The organism is Pantoea sp. y20 (genome assembly GCF_054903455.1).
The window spans coordinates 3,099,289-3,117,061 of sequence record NZ_CM142816.1 but is presented as its reverse complement, the minus strand read 5'-3'; the positions used below and the strand labels follow the sequence as shown (position 1 = coordinate 3,117,061).

Genomic DNA, 17,773 nt, shown 5'->3' with positions numbered 1-17,773 from the left:
CAGCATCGCTATAATGCGCCGCCTTTATTGCCCGCAGGAGTTGCCCGGTGAACCCACAAACTGATGAATATTGGATGCGTTATGCGCTGGAACTGGCGAAGCGCGCGTGGGAGCAGGGCGAAGTGCCGGTTGGTGCGGTGCTGGTGCAGGGCGACAAGGTGATTGGCGAGGGCTGGAACCGGCCGATTGGTCAGCACGATCCCACCGCACATGCCGAGATTATGGCGCTGCGTCAGGGCGGCAAAGTACTGGAAAACTATCGTCTGCTGGATACCACGCTCTACGTCACGCTGGAACCCTGCGTGATGTGCGCCGGTGCGATGGTGCATGGCCGCATCACGCGGCTGGTGTACGGCGCTAAAGATGAGAAAACCGGCGCGGCCGGTTCACTGCTGGATGTGATTGGTCATCCCGGCATGAATCATCAAATTCAGATTGATTGCGGTGTGCTGGCGGAAGAGTGTGCCGGGATGCTGAGTGACTTCTTCCGCATGCGTCGCGAGCAGAAGAAGGCGCTGCGTCAGGCGCAGCGCACCGGTTAATTCATCGCAATTTTCGGTTCGACCGCCGGGTAACCGGCGCCTAACTCCGCTTCCAGTGCCGACTGCTGCGCTAAACGCTTCTCCTGTTCCTGCAAATATCCCACCAAACTGATCTGATATTTACGGATATTCTCCACGTAGTTATAAGCTTCGTGGCCGCGCGCGTAGCCGTAGGTGGTTTGCGTGTAGTAGCGCTTCTGGCTCAACATCGGCAAACGCAGCTTCACGTCGGCCCAGCTGTCTGGATTGCCGCCCTGTTTCGCCGTCAACTTGCGTACGTCCAGCATGTGCGCGTAGCCCATGTTATATGCCGCCAGCGCGAACCAGATACGTTCATCTTCAGGAATCGTTTCCGGGACTTTCTCCATCATGCGCTTGAGATATTCGCTGCCGCCGCGAATGCTCTGTTCGGGATCGAGGCGATCGTTAACGTCAAGGCTGTCGGCGGTATTACGCGTCAACATCATCATGCCGCGCACGCCGGTTGGCGATGTGGCCTGCGGATTCCAGTGCGACTCCTGATAAGATATTGCCGCCAGTAAACGCCAATCCATGCTGGCGGAATATTTCTCAAACAGCGGTTTGATATCCGGCAAAGTGTTATCAATGGCGCGCAGGAAGGTGCGGGTATCAACGTAATCGAAGGTGCCAACGTGGCCGAGATACTTCTCTTCCAGCCGCGCCATCGTGCCTTCCTCGCCCATCTGGCTGTAGAAGTCGAGCATCGCCGCACTCAGGCTGTCGTCTTCGTTACGCGGTAAATACCAGGTGACCGGCTCTTCGTCAGTCACATCAAACGCCACCGCCAGCTGCGGATGAATGCGCTGCAGCAGGCCGATGGTGACCGAATCGCCCACCGTGTAATCGAGTTTGCCGTCAGCAACCGCTTCAAGCAGCGCTTTCTGACCCTGATCGGTGGAGATCGCCCAGTCGAGATCGGGATAGCTGTCAGCTTTGGCGGAACGTAAAGTTGACAGATATGCCGAACCGGACTGCACAATCAGGCGGCCTTTGAGATCGCCGAGATTCTTCGGACGAGGCTTATCGATGCGGTACACCAGCTGCTGGGACACCGAATAGTAGCTCGGGCCACTTTGGTAGTGCGCGAGGCGCTCGCTGTTGTAGATCAAGCCGGCCGCCAGCAAATCCGCTTTACCGTCATCGAGGTCGTCAAACAGATCGCCGAGATTAGGACGCACCTCAACTTCCAGTTTTACGCCAAGGTAATCGGCGAAGCGCTTCGCCAGCTCGTAATCCATACCGGCTGGTGCATTGTTAATGGTGTAGTAAGTCAGCGGAGAGTTAACGGTACTGATGCGCAGCACTCCGCGTGATTTGATCTGTGATAGCGCGTCTGTTCCGCCCCCGTACCACGGGATTGAAGGCCACAATGCTAGCGCAAGTAGCACGGTGATCAGACCGATAAACAGATAGTTTATTTTTAGGCGTTTCAAATAGTTGTCTCGTAATGGCTCACAGGCCTCTGTCTTTTAAAGGCAGTATTTATGTTGTTTTAACTCCCAGAGCGAGGGGCATTTTGCGCAACAAAAAGGGGCAGGGCAACTTTTATAGCAAGAATTGTGCAAAATTCAGCCAAACGCCAGGCGCCAGAATTTATGCGCAAACGGTTTCGTAACCCGAGCTGTTTCTCTATAATACCGCCCGTTTTCCCCTGTTGCGCCCAATGAAGCGTCGCCCGGCACTTCAAAGACGAGAGATCTTTAATGATGGAAATTCTGCGTGGTTCGCCCGCTCTGTCGGCATTTCGTGTAAACAAACTGCTGACCCGCTTTCAGGACGCTCACCTTCCGGTGAGTGATATTTACGCCGAGTACGTCCATTTTGCCGATGTTAGTGCACCGCTCAGCGCGGATGAGCAAGCCCGCCTGCAACGCCTGCTGAAATACGGTCCTTCTCTCGCCGAACACGCGCCACAAGGGCGTCTGTTGCTGGTAACGCCGCGTCCCGGCACCATCTCACCGTGGTCATCGAAAGCCACCGACATCGCCCATAACTGCGATCTGCCACAGGTATTGCGTCTTGAGCGCGGTATGGCCTTCTATGTGCAGGCACCTGAGCTGACGGAAGCACAGTGGCAGCAGCTGGCGAGCCTGCTGCATGACCGCATGATGGAAACGGTGTTCGCTGATCTCAACGATGCGCAGCAGCTGTTTGCTCACCATCAGCCGCAGCCGCTGAAAAGCGTTGACGTGCTGGGCGCAGGCCGCCGCGCGCTGGAGCAGGCCAACACCACGCTGGGCCTGGCGCTGGCTGATGATGAGATCGATTACCTGCTTGATGCCTTTACTAAGCTGGGCCGCAATCCAAACGACATCGAGCTTTACATGTTTGCGCAGGCAAACTCCGAGCACTGTCGTCACAAGATCTTCAATGCCGACTGGATTATCGACGGCGAAAAGCAGCCGAAGTCGCTATTTAAAATGATTAAAAACACCTTTGAACACAATCCTGAGCACGTGCTGTCTGCCTATAAAGACAACGCTGCGGTAATGGAAGGTTCTGAGGTTGGCCGCTTCTACGCCGATGCGCAGAAGGGCGAATATGAATTCCATCAGGAAGCCGCACATATCCTGATGAAAGTCGAAACCCATAACCACCCAACCGCCATTTCACCATGGCCGGGTGCCGCGACCGGTTCTGGTGGCGAAATCCGTGATGAAGGCGCAACCGGACGTGGCGCGAAGCCCAAAGCCGGTCTGGTCGGTTTCTCGGTATCGAACCTGCGTATTCCAGGCTTTGAACAGCCGTGGGAAGAGGATTTCGGTAAGCCGGATCGCATCGTCACCGCGCTGGATATCATGACCGAAGGTCCACTGGGCGGCGCGGCGTTCAACAACGAATTTGGTCGTCCAGCCCTCAACGGCTACTTCCGTACCTACGAAGAGCGCGTTAACAGCCACAATGGCGTGGAGCTGCGCGGCTATCACAAGCCCATCATGCTAGCGGGCGGCATCGGTAACATCCGTGCCGATCACGTGCAGAAAGGCGAGATCGTGGTCGGCGCCAAGCTGATCGTGCTGGGTGGCCCGGCTATGAACATCGGTCTGGGTGGTGGCGCGGCATCGTCAATGGCATCAGGCCAATCGGATGCCGATCTCGACTTTGCGTCAGTACAGCGCGACAACCCAGAGATGGAACGTCGTTGCCAGGAAGTGATCGACCGCTGCTGGCAGCTGGGCGAAGCCAACCCGATTCTGTTCATCCACGACGTCGGCGCGGGCGGCCTTTCGAACGCCATGCCAGAGCTGGTGAGCGACGGTAATCGTGGCGGTAACTTCAACCTGCGCGACATCCTAAGCGATGAGCCAGGCATGAGTCCGCTGGAAGTATGGTGTAACGAGTCGCAGGAACGTTATGTGCTGGCGGTCGCGCCGGAGAAACTGGCGCTGTTTGACGAGCTGTGTCAGCGTGAACGCGCGCCTTATGCGGTCATCGGTGAAGCCACCGAAGAGCTGCATCTGAACCTCGCCGACAGCCATTTCGACAACAAGCCAATCGACATGCCGCTCGACGTACTGCTGGGCAAAACACCGAAGATGACGCGTGATGTTGCCAGCCAGCAGGCCAACGGCGAAGCGCTGCAGCGTGACGGGATTAGCGTAGCGGATGCGGTGAATCGCGTGCTGCACCTGCCGACCGTGGCGGAAAAAACCTTCCTGATCACCATTGGTGACCGCAGCGTAACCGGCATGGTGGCGCGCGATCAGATGGTAGGACCGTGGCAGATTCCGGTCGCGAACTGCGCCGTCACCACCGCCAGCCTCGATAGCTATCACGGTGAAGCCTTCTCGCTTGGTGAACGTGCACCCGTCGCATTGCTCGACTTCGCGGCTTCAGGTCGCCTCGCCGTCGGTGAAGCGCTGACCAACATCGCCGCAACCTCCATTGGTTCGCTACAGCGCGTTAAGCTCTCTGCGAACTGGATGGCCGCCGCCGGTCATCCAGGCGAAGACGCGGGCTTGTACGCGGCGGTTAAAGCGGTCGGCGAAGAGTTGTGTCCCGCGCTGGGTATCACCATTCCGGTAGGCAAAGACTCAATGTCGATGAAAACCCACTGGCAGCAAGGTACTGAGCAGCGCGAAATGACCTCGCCGCTGTCGCTGGTAATCACCGCCTTTGCGCGCGTGGAAGATGTGCGTCGCACCGTGACGCCGCAGTTGCAGACGGATCAAGATAACCTGCTGCTGCTGGTGGATCTCGGCAACGGCGCGAACACCCTTGGCGCGACTGCGCTGTCGCAGGTGTATCGTCAGTTGGGCGACAAGCCTGCCGACGTGCGTGATGCTACGCAGCTGGCGGGCTTTTTCAACGCCATTCAGGCGCTGGTGGCCGAGCAGAAACTGCTGGCTTACCACGACCGTTCCGACGGCGGCCTGCTGGTCACGCTGGCGGAGATGGCCTTCACCGGTCACTGCGGTATCGAAGCCGATATTGCCGCGTTGGGCAGCGATGCGTTAGCCGCATTGTTCACCGAAGAGCTGGGCGCGGTGCTGCAGATCAACGCAGCGGATCGTGCAGCCGTCGAGAAGGTGTTCGCTGACCACGGTCTGAGCGCTAACCTGCACGTGATTGGTAAAGCCCTGCCAGGCGATCGCTTCGTGATCCGCTCTGGCGACAGCGCGGTGTACAGCGAAAGCCGTAGCACGCTGCGTACCTGGTGGGCAGAAACCACCTGGCAGATGCAGCGTCTGCGTGATAACCCAGCCTGTGCCGACCAGGAGCATGAAGCTAAGAAAGACGATAACGACCCAGGTCTGAACGTCCATCTGACCTTCAAGCCAGAAGAAGATGTTGCGGCACCGATGATTGCGACGGGCGCACGTCCGCGTGTGGCAGTGCTGCGTGAGCAGGGCGTTAACTCACACGTAGAGATGGCCGCCGCCTTCCATCGTGCGGGCTTTACTGCAGTTGACGTGCATATGAGCGATCTGCTGGCGGGCCGTCGCGGTCTGGAAGAGTTCCAGGCGCTGGTCGCCTGCGGTGGCTTCTCGTACGGTGACGTGCTGGGCGCGGGTGAAGGCTGGGCGAAATCCATCCTGTTCAACGGTCGCGTGCGTGATGAGTTCGAAAACTTCTTCCATCGTCCACAAACGCTGGCACTTGGCGTGTGTAACGGTTGTCAGATGATGTCGAACCTGCGCGAGCTGATTCCGGGAAGCGAGCTGTGGCCACGCTTTGTGCGCAACCAGTCCGAGCGTTTCGAAGCGCGTTTCAGCCTGGTTGAAGTAGCGGCGAGCCCATCGCTGCTGCTGGATGGCATGGTCGGATCGCATATGCCAATCGCCGTATCACACGGTGAAGGTTTTGTCGAAGTGCGTGACGGCGCGCATCTGGCACAGCTGGAGAGCAAAGGTTTGGTGGCGCTGCGCTTCGTCGATAACTTCGGCAAAGTGACAGAAAGCTATCCGGCTAACCCGAACGGATCGCCCAACGGCATCACTGCGGTAACCAACGAGAGCGGACGCGTCACCATTATGATGCCGCACCCAGAGCGTGTGTTCCGTACCGTGAGCAACTCCTGGCATCCGGCAGAGTGGGGCGAAGACAGCCCGTGGATGCGTATCTTCCGCAACGCGCGTAAGCAGTTGGGATAAGCAAAACAAAGGCCGCTAAATAGCGGCCTTTTTTATTCTGCGCGTTTTGCAGGTCCACCATTCATGGCGACCTTACTGAAATCCGCATAATCTCTAAACTGTCGGAAAATAACGACAATCCCGCCAATACGTTGTCGTCAAAAGGTGACATTTAACTCATTGATTTATATGGCCAGTAAATTGCCACGACAAACACGTTGCTAATAAGCGACACTTTTCACAGACCGTCCGGTCCGCTTTTCTCTGGGAGAGCGCTTCATCTCAGGCATTTCTCTGATAATAAACGCTATTTATTTATTGGCACGATACTTGCTATAATCCCTACGTGGCTCATTCACCTGTTTATGATTGCCCCGCTTCAGCGGCTGAGCTCATAAAAACCGAATGACGCACCAAACGGAGCCTGTCGTCCACCTCACCGATAATCGTTTGCTTTGCAACGTTATCAAACATCGGGCGCAACGTTGAGTTAGGCTCCACCTATTTTGCAAGCGATGCTGCGGCGTCGCTCTCACGGCAGGCCAAAAGGCCTGCCGTTTTCATATCTGGCCTTTCTTCCGTTTTGATACTTCGCTAGCATGCCTGCAGCTCACATTTAAGGAAGCGCGGTTGTGATGAAATGGCGTCTGTTTCCCCGATCCCTGCGGCAGTTAGTGTTAATGGCTTTCCTGCTGGTACTGCTACCGTTACTGGTGCTGGCGTGGCAAGCGTGGGAAAGTCTTTCGGCGTTAAGCAACCAGGCGGCGGATACCAACCGCAATACCTTTACCGATGTGCGTCGCAGCGAAGCGATGGCGCGTACCGCGCTGGAGCTGGAGCGCAGCTACCGCCAATATTGCGTGCTCGGCGATGCGTCGCTGGCGAAGCTGTATCAAACGCAGTGGACGCGCTACGGCCAAATGCTCAGCAGTCACGCCGCCAGTTTGCCCGATCTGCCTTCCTTCAAAGTGCTGCAAACCACCTTGCCTTCGCTGCAGCAACTGCAGTGCGATAACGGCAATCCCGAGGCGCAAGCCGCCAGCGCGCTGGAGCGTTTTTCCGATACCAATACGCAAATGGTGCAGGCAACGCGTGAAGTGGTATTTTCGCGCGGCTTACAGCTGCAGCGTGAAATCGCCGATCGCGGTCAGTTTTTTGGCTGGCAGGCGCTGATTCTGTTCCTGATTAGCCTGGTGCTGGTTTTGCTGTTCACGGGGATGATCATCGGTCCGGTGAAGCGGGTTGAACGCATGATCAATCGATTGGGCGAAGGTAAGGCGCTGGGCGATAGCGGCAGTTTCCGTGGTCCGCGTGAGATCCGTTCGCTGGGGCAGCGCATCGTCTGGCTGAGTGAGCGGTTAAGCTGGCTGGAAGAGCAGCGCCACGAATTTTTGCGCCACCTGTCGCATGAGCTGAAAACGCCGCTTGCCAGTCTGCGTGAAGGCACAGAACTGCTGGCCGATCAGGTCGCTGGACCACTGAATGCCGAGCAGCAGGAAGTGGTGGCGATTCTCGATACCAGCAGCCGTCATTTACAGCGGCTGATTGAGCAGTTGCTCGATTATAACCGCAAGCTGGCCGATGGACCGATGGCGCTGAAGCCTGTGGCGCTAAATGAGATCATTGATTCGGTGGTAAAAGTGCACTCGTTGCCAGCCAATGCACGTGAAATGACCACCCACGTTGATCTGCAAGTGCATCATTGTCTGGCGGAAGCGACGCTGCTGCAGCGGGTGATCGATAACCTCTATTCGAACGCCGTGAACTACGGCAGCGAATCCGGTAACATCTGGCTGCAGAGCCAGCAGAAGGGCAACCAGGTGTGGATTGAGGTGGCAAACACCGGCACACCGATTCCGGCTGAAGAGCAGGCGATGATTTTTGAGCCCTTTTATCAGGGCAGCCAACAGCGCAAAGGGCCGGTCAAAGGCAGCGGGCTGGGCTTAAGCATCGCCAAAGATTGTCTGCGCAGGATGCACGGCGATCTGCAGTTGGTAACGCGCAAGGATGCGGATGTCTGTTTTCGTATCATTCTGACGACCAGCGCCGGGAATGCCTGATTAATGAAACTAACCCTATTCAAACTTGTGGCCAGTGCAGTGCTGGTTTTCGGCCTCAGCGCCTGCCAGGCACCGTCACAAGATCGTACGCAGCATAATGGCGTTAGCGTGCCTGAACCGGAGGTACGCCTGCCGGATTATCTGGCGACCGATTGCCAAAACGTGTGGCAAATCGAAACGCCAGCCGCTGCAGGCAATCCGCTCTATTGGCAGCGCGCCATGGATTGCGCCGAGCGCTTATCGCCGGCCGAAGCGCGTGCAGAAGCGCGTCGTTGGCCGGTACAAGGCTGGGCGCGCGCCTTCAAGCAGGGCATCTTGCTCGCGAACGGTAACGTCACGCCAGTTGAGCGCCGTGATTTCGTCACTACCTTAGACGGTTACAGCGCGGCTTATCCTGCATCGGTGCGTCCGTTGCTACAGCTGTGGCGCAGCAATCAGGCGGCCCAACTGGAGCTGAGCGAAGCGCGTGGACGCTACGCCGCTTTGCAGCAGAGCAATGACGCGGAGATGGATAACCTGCGCCAGCAGCAAACCAAAATGCGTCAGTCGCTGGCCGATACCCAACGCAAGTTAGAGCGTTTAACCGACATTGAACGCCAGCTGTCGTCGCGTAAAGCGCCTGATAGCAGCGACACATCGCACGGCGGCAGCGATGTGCAAAGTGAGGATCAGTAACCATGAAACAAGCCGCACGTTTATTGCTGGTGGATGATGATCCGGGCTTATTGAAACTGCTCGGCATGCGTCTGAGCAGCGAAGGCTATCAGGTGGCGACGGCCGCCAGCGGGCCGGAAGCGCTGCGCCATCTGCAGAAAGAGAAGGTCGATTTGGTGATCAGCGACCTGCGCATGGACGAAATGGATGGTCTGGCGCTGTTCGGCGAAGTGCAGAAACGTCATGCGGGCTTGCCGGTGATCATTCTCACCGCGCACGGTTCGATCCCGGAAGCGGTATCCGCCACGCAACAAGGCGTGTTCAGTTTTCTGACCAAACCGGTCGATCGTGACGCTTTGTATAAAGCAATAGATGAAGCGCTGGCCCAGCGCGCACCGATCAGCGATGACGGCTGGCGCGAAGCGATTGTGACGCGCAATCCGCAGATGCTGCGCTTGCTGGAGCAGTCGCACATGGTGGCGCAATCTGACGTCAGCGTGCTGATTAATGGGCAAAGCGGCACCGGTAAAGAAGTGCTGGCGCAGGCGATTCACGCCGCCAGCCCGCGCGCCACCAAGCCGTTCATCGCCATCAACTGCGGTGCGCTGCCGGAACAACTTTTAGAGTCCGAACTGTTTGGCCACGCTAAAGGCGCCTTTACCGGCGCGGTCAGCGCACGTGAAGGTCTGTTCCAGGCGGCGGAAGGCGGCACGCTGTTTCTTGATGAGATTGGCGACATGCCACAGGCGCTGCAGGTGAAACTGCTGCGTGTGCTGCAGGAGCGCAAAGTGCGGCCGTTAGGCAGCAACCGCGATCTGGATATCAACGTGCGGATTATTTCCGCGACGCACCGCGATTTGCCCAAAGCGATGGAGAAGAAGAGTTTCCGCGAAGATCTCTACTATCGTCTTAACGTGGTGAACCTGAAAATTCCTGCGCTGCACGAGCGCGCTGAAGATATTCCACTGCTGGCGAATCATCTGCTGCGCCAATCCGCCGATCGCCATAAACCTTTCGTGCGCAGTTTCTCAGTGGATGCGATGAAGCGATTGGTCAGCGCCGCATGGCCGGGCAATGTGCGCCAGCTGGTCAACGTGATTGAGCAGTGCGTCGCGTTGAGTACCGCGCCGGTCATCGGTGATGCCCTGGTTGAACAGGCACTGGCGGGCGAAAATACTGCGCTGCCCACTTTCGTCGAAGCACGAAATCAGTTTGAGCTGAACTATCTGCGTAAACTGCTGCAGATGACCAAAGGAAATGTCACCAACGCTGCGCGTCTGGCTGGACGTAACCGCACTGAATTCTATAAGCTGCTGTCGCGCCATGAATTGGACGCCAGCGAATTTAAAGAGTAGCTTGCTGCGGCAGCGTCAGGAACAATTATACTAACGGTATCCGTCCATCATGGAGGGAGTAAAAAAGGATCTGTCATGAAAAAGATCGATGCAATTATCAAACCATTCAAACTCGATGATGTACGTGAAGCCTTAGCTGAAGTGGGCATCACCGGGATGACCGTCAGTGAAGTGAAAGGCTTTGGTCGTCAGAAAGGTCACACTGAGCTGTATCGCGGCGCTGAATACATGGTCGATTTTCTGCCAAAAGTGAAAATCGAAATGGTGGTAGGTGACGATATCGTCGATACCTGCGTAGAAACCATTATGAAAACCGCGCAGACCGGCAAAATCGGCGACGGCAAAATCTTTGTCTTTGACGTGGCGCGCGTAGTGCGTATCCGTACCGGTGAAGAGGACGAAGAGGCGATTTAAGCCCCTTCGCGCATTGCCTGTAAAAGCCTGCCTTGCGCAGGCTTTTTTGTTTTACAGCACCTTGTGCGGGCCAAATACTTCGTAGTGGATGCGATCGGCATTGATGCCGGCATCGACCAGTTGACGTGCGACAAACTGCATAAACGGCAGCGGACCACAGATCCAGAACTGACGATCGGCCTGGTTCAGCGCGGAGGATACGCTCGCCAAATCCATCAAGCCCTGCGCGTCGTAACGCCCGGCATCGGCACTTTCCGGCTGACGATACCAAACGTGGCTGGTGAAGTTTGGCAGGCGTGCGCCGAGGGATTTTACCTCTTCAGCAAACGCATGCTGCGAACCGGCTTCCGCAGCGTGTAGCCAGTCAACCGCCGCCGGATGTTGCTGCTGCGCCAGAGTAGCCAGCATCGCCAGCATGGGAGTTTGGCCGACGCCAGCAGAGATCAGCGTAATCGGCGTAGCGGCTTCAGCCTGCAGGATGAAATCACCGGCTGGTGCTGCGCACTGCACGATATCGCCCACCTGCGCACGATCATGCAGCCAGCCCGACACGCTGCCCAGCGCTTCGCGTTTAACCGCGATGCGATAAAATTGCCCATTTGGCTGGTGCGTCAGCGAATACTGGCGATGCTGAATATTTTCACAGCCTGCCGGTTGTAGGCTGATGGCCAGATACTGCCCTGGCAGGAAGGTTGCCACCGGCTTACCGTCGTTTGGCACCAGTTCAAAACTCTTGATCACCGAACTCTCCTGATTGATAGCGCGAACACGAAAATCACGCGCACCGCGCCAGCCGCCGGTTTTCTCTTCGGAGGCCGAATAGATGGCTTCTTCACGCTGGATAAACACATCGGCCAGCACGCTGTACGCTTTGCCCCATGCGGTCAGCACTTCTTCACCCGGATGCAGCAGCTCATCAATCGTCGCCAGCAGGTTTTCACCCACAATCGCATACTGCTCGGGCTGAATGTTCAGGCTGGCATGCTTCTGCGCGATTTTCTCCACCGCCGGCAACAGTACGGCCAAATTTTCCAGGTTGCTGCCATAAGCCACAATGGCGTTAAACAACGCTTCCCGCTGATTGCCGCTGCGCTGATTGTTCATGTTGAATACGTTTTTCAGTTCAGGATGTTGCGTCAGTAAACGTTGGTAGAAATGGCCGGTCAGCTGCGGTCCAACCTGGGCAATGGCGGGCAAAGTCGATTTGATGGTAGCGATGGTTTGCGCGTCGAGCATGGTGAAATCCTCAGAGTGAATTTAAACATGTATTTTAAATGCATCTTACGGGTAATCGAAGCGCCTGTAAATCCCTTGTTGTGATTAAGGATTAAGCAAGAAAGGTGCGGGCTGGCGCGCAAAGCTGAAATTCTTTCGCCATGAAAGTGAGCAAATTTCGTGATTTTCTGGCTTGCAAAAAAGCGTAAAAAACCCGTTCCAGCGCCATGCCAATCGTTTGCGCAAAAAGAGGGGATTGACGCTACCGTCACCTGTCAAAACCGTTTACACTGTTCGCCTTCGCCCCCTAGCCGGGGCCTAAACTGCCGTTAAAAAGTTAGCTGAGTCAGGAGAGTCCGGATGTTAAAGCGTGATATGAACATTGCCGATTATGATGCCGCGTTGTGGCAGGCTATGGAGCAAGAGAAAGTGCGTCAGGAAGAGCACATTGAACTGATTGCTTCTGAAAACTACACCAGCCCACGCGTAATGCAGGCCCAAGGTTCACAGCTCACCAACAAATATGCCGAAGGCTATCCGGGCAAACGCTATTACGGCGGATGTGAATACGTCGATATCGTTGAACAACTGGCGATCGATCGCGCTAAAGAGCTGTTCGGCGCAGATTTCGCTAACGTACAGCCGCACTCCGGTTCTCAGGCCAACTTCGCGGTTTACACCGCGCTGCTGCAGCCAGGCGACACCATTCTGGGTATGAACCTGGCGCACGGTGGTCACCTGACGCACGGTTCCCCGGTAAACCTGTCGGGTAAGCTGTACAACGTTATCCCTTACGGCATCGATGAAACCGGCAAAATCAACTACGAAGAACTGGCTGAGCTGGCACAAACCCACAAGCCAAAAATGATCGTCGGCGGCTTCTCTGCTTACTCTGGCGTGTGCGACTGGGCCAAAATGCGTGAAATCGCAGACAGCGTTGGCGCCTACCTGTTCGTCGATATGGCACACGTTGCGGGCCTGATCGCCGCAGACGTCTATCCGAACCCAGTTCCTCATGCCCACATCGTGACTTCAACCACCCATAAAACCCTGGCGGGTCCGCGCGGCGGCCTGATCCTGGCGAAAAACGGTGACGAAGAGCTGTATAAAAAACTGAACTCCGCGGTGTTCCCGGGTGGTCAGGGCGGTCCTCTGATGCACGTGATCGCCGGTAAAGCGGTGGCGTTCAAAGAAGCGATGGAGCCAGAGTTCAAGACTTATCAGCAGCAGGTGGCTAAGAACGCGAAAGCGATGGTGGAAGTTCTGCTGGAGCGCGGTTACAACATCGTTTCCGGTGGTACACACAACCACTTGTTCCTGATCGATCTGGTCAGCAAAAACCTGACCGGTAAAGAAGCCGATGCCGCTCTGGGCCGCGCCAACATTACCGTGAACAAAAACAGCGTACCTAACGATCCGAAGAGCCCGTTCGTGACCTCTGGCGTGCGTATCGGTACCCCAGCGGTGACGCGTCGTGGCTTCAAAGAAGCTGACGTTCGCGAGCTGGCTGGCTGGATCGCTGACGTGCTGGACAACATCAACGACGAAGCGACCATCGAACGTACCAAACAGAAAGTGCTGGAAATCTGCAGCCGTCTGCCGGTGTACGCGTAAGCTTTACGCTTCTCGATGCAGTGCAAAAAAGGATGGTGCAAGCCATCCTTTTTTATTGCCGTCGCAGCAGTGCTCTGACAAAGTAGCGCCCACTCGTGCTGCTCAGCAGCATTTTTGCTGGAGGGAATATGGCAATCGGCTCCGCCAAATGGCTCGGTTTGGGCTACTTCACTTACTTCTTCTGTTACGGCATTTACCTTCCTTTCTGGAGCGTGTGGCTCAAAGGCACCGGACTCGATGCAGAAAAAATCGGTCTGCTGCTGGGGTGCGGCATGGTGGCGCGCTTTGTCGGCAGTTTGCTGATTGCCTCGCAGGTAAAAAATCCCTCACAGCTGATCACTGCGCTGCGCTTGCTGGCGCTGATGACGTGCCTGTTCGCTATCGGTTATTGGCTGGGACAACAGTGGATGTGGCTGCTGTTCGTGATGATCGGCTTCAACCTGTTTTTCTCACCGCTGGTGCCGCTGAGTGATGCGCTGGCCGCCACCTGGACGCAGCAAATTGGTCTGACATATGGCCCGGTTCGTTTGTGGGGCTCGCTGGCGTTTGTCATCAGCTCTGCCTTAACCGGCATGCTTGTCACGGCGTTCTCATCGCAGGCGATTCTGGTGCTGCTGTCACTGGGCGCGATCGGCATGTTAGGTGGGATGATGTTAACGCCAGCGACGAAGCCGCAGGGTAGTGAACGTCAGACGTCAACCGATGGTGGCTGGCAGGCATGGCGTGATTTGCTGCGCGAAAATGCGGTGTGGCGTTTCATGTTATGCGTGACATTGTTGCAGGGCGCGCATGCGGCTTACTACAGCTTCAGCGCGATCTGGTGGCAGGAGAGCGGTTATTCCGCGTCGATTATTGGCTACTTGTGGTCGCTGGGCGTGGTGGCTGAAATCATCATTTTTGCTCTCAGCAGCCGACTGTTCCGCCGCTGGAGTGCGCGCGATCTGCTGCTGTTATCAGGCGTGTGCGCCATTATCCGCTGGACAATGCTGGGATCCAGCACCGCGTTGCCGTTGCTGATCGTGGCGCAAATTCTGCACTGCGGCAGCTTTACCGTCTGCCATTTAGCGGCGATGCGGTTTATTGCCGCGCGCAAAGGCGCGGAAGTGATTCGTCTGCAATCGCTCTATTCGGCGCTGGCCATGGGCGGCGGTATTGCGGTGATGACTATGATTTGCGGTGTGCTGTTTTCTCATCTGCAAGGACATCTGTTCTGGGTGATGGCGTTAGTGGCGCTGCCGGCGCTGTTCCTGCGTCCGCGCGCCGCTTAACTCTCCAGCAACTGGAGAATACGCTGCTGCTGATGACGACTCAGCGGCAGCTCCGCCTGGATTAGCGGCGGTGAGAACAGCGGCAATGAAATGGCATACGGCGTGATCACCAGCGCGATATCGCGCGGCGCGCCTTCACGCTGAAAATGCACGACGTCCTGATAGCTGATGTTGATCGGTAGCAGCGTCATTTCCCGCAGCTGCTGCTCCAGCAACTGCTCCAGCGCCGCATCCGCGCCCGTCAGCAGCAGCACCTGCTTTTCCTGCAATGCACTCTCCTGCATCAGCCAGGCACCAAATAACACCGCCACCAGACTTATCTCTTCAGCACTAAAGCGCGTGGCAAAGTTACGGCTGAAATGCTCAAGTGCGCGTTCCGTGGTGCGCAGCAGACGCGGGTAGAGCCGTGCGACATCCAGCGCCACGCTGTTATCGATGCCGATGGCAAAATGGCTGCGATCCAGCGCCTGCGCCAGATGCGTAAAGAGTTGCTGAGTGAGTTCGGCGCGATTTCTGAAGGTGGTTTGTGCCAACTGCTCAAAGCGCGCAATCAGCGCTTCCACTGACTGCATCAGCTTTACTGCCTGCGGATGCTCCAGCTGCGTAGCGGTTGGCGCGTGAATCAGGCTAAATAGCAGCGTCCAGAAGTCGGTCTCGCTTACATCCGGCGCTAAGTGGCAGCGCTTCTGCCAGTGATGGATTACGTCGTCGGCGGCAGCTCGTTCGACTTTTTCCGCCAGCCACGCGCGCTGTCCGTCATTGAACAAGGCGTTTTGGCGCTGGCACAGCGCATACTTCATGAATATTTGCAGAAACAGGCGGTCGCGCGGGCTGAAGTCGCGCGCCAGACGCAGGCTGCAGTGCTGAATCAGCGCCTGCAGGTTGGTTTCATCCCACAACGCTTTCTCGATTTTCAGGACTTTCAGGCGCTGACGCAGCACCGGGGCAAAATGCTCGCAGACAAAATCCTGCGACAAACGCAGCGCGCGTCGCAGCCAGTGGATCAGGCACAGCCGCCTGTCCAGTTCCGTCCCGTGTATGCGAAAGCTGCCATCGACCATCTGGTGTAGCTCCAGTTGATGGTAACGCTGTATCTCCTCTCCCACATCCGCGATATCCTGTCGGGCGACAACAGGCGCCACGCCATTTAACTGGCAGAGCTTTTCAAGCGTCAACGCGGGAGCGGGCAGAAATAGCAGCAGTAACAGATGACAACGACGCTGGGAACGGCTGAAGAGTGGTGCAGAGGAGGGTGCAGAACTCATCAATGGTTTATCCGCAGGTCACTTTTGAGCTAAGAATAGCTAACTCCACGCGGTAACCTTGCACTTTGTCGTGACTTTTGTTCAGAGCTTTAGGGCGGGTCACAATTTTTCTGGGCCACTCTACACTTCACTTTAAAATTGTTACTTTATAACACATGAAAATTGCACTCATTACGTTTACGCTGTTGTTCAGCACCGCAGCCTGGTCACATCCGCATAGCTTTATTGACATGAAAACCGAGTTCATCAGTGACAACCAACATCTTAGCGGCATGAAAATGGTGTGGACCATGGATGAGATAACCTCCGCCGATCTGTTATACGACGCAGGTAAAGCCAAGCCCGGTGATGTAGTGTGGAAAAAGCTGGCGGCGCAGGTGATGGCAAATGTGCTCGGTCAGCACTATTTCACCGAAGTGTGGCAGGACAAAAATCGGGTTAAGTTTCTCAATCTGCCGAAAGAGTACAACTTATCGCGCAACGGCAACAAAGCGGTGCTGGAGTTTATCGTGCCGTTTGGCGAGCCTCAGCTATTGAGTGCGAAGCAGTATCGCATTCAGACTTTTGATCCCAGCTACTTTGTTGATATGTATTACGATAATCCACAGGCATTAACCATGGACGACACCGTTAAATCGCATTGCCAGATCGATCTGCATACGCCGAAACCGGATGACTCGCTGAAGCAATATGCGCTGTCGCTGGATAAAGCCGATGCACCGCCAGAGGATATGGATCTTGGCCAGCAATTCGCCCAAACGGTAACACTGACATGTCACTGATTTCGCTTCCCTCCCGTTCACGTCGTTTATGGCCGCTGTGGCTGATGACGGTGTTATTGCTGCTGGCGGGCGTGCTGCTGTGGCAGCACTGGTCGCAGATTTTGCTGCAAAGTGTGCTGTGGCAAAAAATCCTCAATCGCGAAATGACGCAGCTTTTGCAGCAGGTGGCTGAACAACCGCAGCAGGCGGGCGTGACGCTGATGCTGTTCAGCCTCGCTTACGGCGTGCTGCATGCGCTGGGGCCGGGACACGGCAAAGTGGTGATCACTACCTTTCTTGCCACCCATCCGGCAAGGTTGAAAACCAGCATGAAGCTAACGCTGCTGGCGGCTTTGCTGCAAGGCGGCGTGGCGATTGGTCTGGTAACGCTGATGCTGGTGGTGCTGCAAACCTCGTCGCGTCACATGCATCTCGGCAGTTACTGGCTAGAGAAGGGCAGTTATCTGTTAGTCGTCGCGCTGGGTATTTGGGTCGGTTGGCGTGCACTGCGGTCGCTGCGCCAGCAATGGCGTCCTCAGCCAAAGTTGCAGATCCACGCTATTCGCCCAGCGCATCAGCACGATGAACACTGCGGCTGCGGACACGCGCATCTGCCCAGCGCTGCGCAGATGGATCAGGCAGTTAGCGCTAAAACGCAGGCGCTGGTGGTGTTTTCCATGGGGCTGCGGCCCTGTTCCGGCGCGATCATGATGCTGCTGTTTGCCAAAGTGATTGGTGTGTATGCGTGGGGCGTCGCCTCTGCCGTGGCGATGGCGTTGGGCACTGCTGTGACGGTTTCGGCGCTCGGCTTGTTAGTGCAGCGCTCCCGTCTGCTGGCTCAGCGCTTAGGGCAGGCCGGCGGTACTCATCCTGCGACCAGGCTGCTGGTGCCGCTGCTCGCCATGTTAGGTAGCGTGCTGTTAATCGTTGCGGGCGTTGCATTATGGCAAAGTGCCTCGCCGGGCATCGGCGGTGGAGTTCGTCCTTTCTGACATTAAGGATATTTGGGTAGTGTAAATATTCCACTGTTG

General features: G+C 56.4%; 13 protein-coding genes. 10 read left to right on the top strand and 3 right to left on the bottom strand.

The features are described from left to right. Positions 1–47 precede the first annotated feature (47 nt). On the top strand, positions 48–542 hold the full coding sequence (tadA, locus tag ACYAC5_RS14510; RefSeq protein ID WP_192411380.1) for a tRNA adenosine(34) deaminase TadA: 495 nt from the start codon (positions 48–50) through the stop codon (positions 540–542). On the opposite strand, the gene mltF is transcribed toward tadA, so the two are convergent. Then, the gene (gene mltF, locus ACYAC5_RS14505; RefSeq protein WP_110868275.1) at positions 539–1,996 is read right to left on the bottom strand and encodes a membrane-bound lytic murein transglycosylase MltF; all 1,458 of its coding nucleotides are present in this window, start codon (positions 1,994–1,996) and stop codon (positions 539–541) included. The genes tadA and mltF overlap by 4 nt on opposite strands. Positions 1,997–2,266: 270 nt before the next feature. Here mltF and purL point away from each other — a divergent pair, with 270 nt between their 5' ends. The 5 genes from purL to glnB all read left to right on the top strand — a co-directional run bounded on the left by purL (position 2,267) and on the right by glnB (position 10,619). Further along, on the top strand, positions 2,267–6,157 hold the full coding sequence (gene purL, locus ACYAC5_RS14500; protein ID WP_192411381.1) for a phosphoribosylformylglycinamidine synthase: 3,891 nt from the start codon (positions 2,267–2,269) through the stop codon (positions 6,155–6,157). 611 nt (positions 6,158–6,768) lie between these two features. Further along, positions 6,769–8,196, top strand: a complete 1,428-nt coding sequence (locus tag ACYAC5_RS14495; RefSeq protein WP_101763467.1) for a sensor histidine kinase — start codon at positions 6,769–6,771, stop codon at positions 8,194–8,196. 3 nt (positions 8,197–8,199) lie between these two features. Then, entirely contained in the window at positions 8,200–8,871 is a 672-nt protein-coding gene (qseG, locus tag ACYAC5_RS14490) for a two-component system QseEF-associated lipoprotein QseG (RefSeq protein WP_101763468.1), read from the top strand. Positions 8,872–8,873: 2 nt separating this feature from the next. Next, positions 8,874–10,205 carry a two-component system response regulator GlrR gene (gene glrR, locus ACYAC5_RS14485; protein ID WP_101763469.1) on the top strand — a complete coding sequence of 444 codons (1,332 nt, stop codon included), beginning with the start codon at positions 8,874–8,876 and terminating at the stop codon, positions 10,203–10,205. Positions 10,206–10,280: 75 nt separating this feature from the next. Continuing rightward, positions 10,281–10,619, top strand: a complete 339-nt coding sequence (gene glnB / locus ACYAC5_RS14480) for a nitrogen regulatory protein P-II (protein WP_007886217.1) — start codon at positions 10,281–10,283, stop codon at positions 10,617–10,619. Between the two features lie 51 nt (positions 10,620–10,670). Here glnB and hmpA read toward each other — a convergent pair whose 3' ends face one another. Next, positions 10,671–11,855: an NO-inducible flavohemoprotein gene (gene hmpA / locus ACYAC5_RS14475; protein WP_192411382.1), complete on the bottom strand. Its 1,185-nt coding sequence runs from the start codon at positions 11,853–11,855 to the stop codon at positions 10,671–10,673. 339 nt (positions 11,856–12,194) lie between these two features. Between hmpA and glyA the strand changes: the two genes are divergently transcribed. Next, on the top strand, positions 12,195–13,448 hold the full coding sequence (glyA, locus tag ACYAC5_RS14470; protein ID WP_101763471.1) for a serine hydroxymethyltransferase: 1,254 nt from the start codon (positions 12,195–12,197) through the stop codon (positions 13,446–13,448). 128 nt (positions 13,449–13,576) lie between these two features. Then, positions 13,577–14,716, top strand: a complete 1,140-nt coding sequence (locus ACYAC5_RS14465; protein WP_192411383.1) for a 3-phenylpropionate MFS transporter — start codon at positions 13,577–13,579, stop codon at positions 14,714–14,716. On the opposite strand, the gene csiE is transcribed toward ACYAC5_RS14465, so the two are convergent. Beyond that, complete coding sequence (gene csiE / locus ACYAC5_RS14460) at positions 14,713–15,981, bottom strand: stationary phase inducible protein CsiE (protein ID WP_110868270.1); 1,269 nt, start codon at positions 15,979–15,981, stop codon at positions 14,713–14,715. The genes ACYAC5_RS14465 and csiE overlap by 4 nt on opposite strands. Positions 15,982–16,136: 155 nt before the next feature. Between csiE and ACYAC5_RS14455 the strand changes: the two genes are divergently transcribed. Both ACYAC5_RS14455 and ACYAC5_RS14450 read left to right on the top strand, forming a co-directional pair. Next, positions 16,137–16,763, top strand: coding sequence for a DUF1007 family protein (locus ACYAC5_RS14455; protein WP_101763474.1), 627 nt, complete (start codon positions 16,137–16,139; stop codon positions 16,761–16,763). Beyond that, a complete protein-coding gene (locus ACYAC5_RS14450) occupies positions 16,754–17,734 on the top strand; it encodes a nickel/cobalt transporter (protein ID WP_462061945.1) in 981 nt (326 codons plus the stop codon). Before ACYAC5_RS14455 ends, ACYAC5_RS14450 begins: the two co-directional genes overlap by 10 nt. Positions 17,735–17,773 lie beyond the last annotated feature (39 nt).